This is a genomic window from Falsiphaeobacter marinintestinus (assembly GCF_007923355.1).
GTDB classification, from domain to species: Bacteria; Pseudomonadota; Alphaproteobacteria; order Rhodobacterales; family Rhodobacteraceae; genus Phaeobacter_A; species Phaeobacter_A marinintestinus.
Map to the genome: position 1 here is coordinate 1 of NZ_VOGO01000059.1, position 831 is coordinate 831.

The window sequence follows — 831 nt, forward strand, 5'->3', positions numbered from 1 at the left end:
TCAGGATTCATAACCAAAACATGACGACAGCGGCCAGGGCACAGGCTGACAGGAAGACCTTGGGGCATCTGTCGTAGCGTGTGGAAACGCGCCGCCAGTCCTTGAGCCGGGCAAAGCTGTTCTCGATCTTGTGGCGTTTGCAATAGAGGGTCTCATCGTGTGGGATCGGAACCTTGCGCCCTTTGCGCGACGGGATGCAGGGCGTAATTCCCTTGTCTTCAAGGGCTTCACGATACCAATCAGCATCATAGCCCCGATCTGCCAGCATGTGTTCGGAGGATGGCAAGCCGTCGAGCAGCGCCCGCGCCCCGATGTAATCGCTGCGCTGGCCCGCTGTTAGAAACATCCGGAGTGGGCGGCCCAAGGCATCCGTGACGGTATGCAGCTTGGAGTTCATTCCACCCTTGGTGCGCCCGATCAGACGGCCACGCCCCCTTTTTTCAGCCCAAGACTTGAGGCCGTGCGATGCGCCTTGAGGTGGGTTGCGTCGATCATCAGCGTATCGGTTCCACCACCCTGATCGGCCAGTTCCAGGAGCATCCTTGCAAAGATGCCTTTCTCGCTCCAACGCTTCCAGCGGCTGTAAAGGGTCTTGTGCGGCCCGTATTCCGCAGGCGCATCGCGCCAACGTAAGCCATTGCGGTTTATGAAGATAATGCCGCTCAGCACGCGCCTGTCATCCACCCGAGGCTTGCCATGCGACTTTGGGAAGAAAGGCTCAAGCTTGGCAATCTGCGCATCGCTTAGCCAATAAAGATCAGACATGTCACCGCTCCGTTTTGGAAGCGGTGAATCACGCAGCGCGCCGAAAATCAATGCATCCTGACCCTA

Annotated in this window: 1 protein-coding gene; it reads right to left on the minus strand. The window is 58.0% G+C overall.

Annotated features, from left to right (window positions below; translation table 11 throughout):
- Nucleotides 1-7 precede the first annotated feature (7 nt).
- Nucleotides 8-765 (minus strand): IS5 family transposase gene (locus FOY56_RS23420; RefSeq protein ID WP_146348544.1). Its coding sequence is split into 2 segments (ribosomal slippage): nucleotides 8-429 and nucleotides 429-765, totalling 759 coding nucleotides; the frame shifts between segments, so codons are not numbered across the junction.
- Nucleotides 766-831: the final 66 nt, after the last annotated feature.